Genomic DNA, 1357 nt, shown 5'->3' with positions numbered 1-1357 from the left:
GGGGCGCTAGCACGTGGGCTAAAATCCGAACGAAGTGAGTCAGCCCACGTGTTAGCGTCCCAGCGACCGAAGGGAGTGCCAACAGCGTTTTGTTAGGCGTACAAAGGAAAGTACGCAGCTTTGCTGCCACCACTAGCCAAATAGACCGCGTATTTAAATTATTGAAATTAAGATAAAACAACCCTGTGCGTAATGCCAGATGTTAAGGATATTGCTGGATAAAAGAGCAAGTTTAGAAGACTGATGATGTTAAATATTGGCGTTACTGTGTTGATAAAAACCGCGTTGCTAAAGTCGTTGAAACTACCTAAAAAGTAAGCCGCAAAGACAACCTAGCGAAACATCCTTGATGCTGTAATATCACGGCTGAACCTACTTTTTAATGCTGTAAGTAAATGACGCCTAACTTTTAAATATGGGGCACAAACAGGCAGGCTATAATGGCGAAGCCGCCTGCCTGTTTGTGTCCCAGCCCGCCTGCGGGCGACATAATTTTTTTGTTAGGTAACTTAGCGTCCATATACCTCGGTACTTTTTATTACTAACGTCTTTGCGTTAGCCTTTTTACAATAGTCTAAAACAGAGGCTATTATGGTTTGATTAGTGGAATTGTCGTAAAGAACTAACATATTCTGAGATGATTGTTTTTCTATATGTGCGAGCAGATCATCAGCAGATAAAAACTCTATATCTTTGAAGATATACTTACCGGCAGTTATGTTTATAAAATTGCCACCACTTTTAGCCCATTCTTCGTCCTCTAATGAGTGATACTTTATTGCTAAATCTATTGAGTTCAAATCCATTTGTTACCTAACTTTTAAATAAGGGGCGCAGGCATGTGGGGCATAATGGCGAAGCTGCCCCGCATGTATGCGTCCCAGTGACCAACGGGAACGACTTTATTTTTTTGTTATGCATCAACGATCCCAAACAACCTTGTATAGTTTTTCTTGTATAAGTCTGCGAATACAAATGGCCGGACTATCAATGCATTTGTAACAACAGGAATAATAACAATGGTATTAAAAATTAAAGGGGCGCCAAAAGTTACCATGATGCCTGAAAGAGCAACTGTGATATAGGTTAAAATTGAGTATGCCCTAAATGAAGAAATATTCTTCATTAACACAGTGACTTCACTTTTTTCCGTGCAGTCACTTACGAAAAGGTAAAGACAAAGTAGGCCACCTAACCCCCAAAGAATGCTTTCTGGGCGAATTGTTGATAGAGCACTTCCAAACAAAGCCACAGTTAATGCCAGACTAAAAGTGTCTGACGTCGCCATTCTTAATAACAAATGTTGGTTATTCGGTTCTGGTGAAAGAGGTAGTCGATCCATGAATCTTCCTGATGC

At 40.6% G+C, this 1357-nt stretch carries 2 protein-coding genes; both read right to left on the bottom strand.

Annotated features, from left to right (window positions below; translation table 11 throughout):
- Nucleotides 1–509 precede the first annotated feature (509 nt).
- Complete coding sequence (locus tag EYR97_RS21775) at nt 510–806, bottom strand: hypothetical protein (protein WP_131095855.1); 297 nt, start codon at nt 804–806, stop codon at nt 510–512.
- Nucleotides 807–913: 107 nt separating this feature from the next.
- Nucleotides 914–1357 (bottom strand): hypothetical protein (locus tag EYR97_RS21770; RefSeq protein ID WP_207308082.1); only part of this gene is annotated, 444 nt, incomplete at its 5' end.

The organism is Alteromonas sp. KUL42 (assembly GCF_006538325.1).
Lineage (GTDB): Bacteria > Pseudomonadota > Gammaproteobacteria > Enterobacterales > Alteromonadaceae > Alteromonas.
Note: the sequence above shows the minus strand (reverse complement) of the source record. Positions and strands in the feature narration are given on the sequence as shown.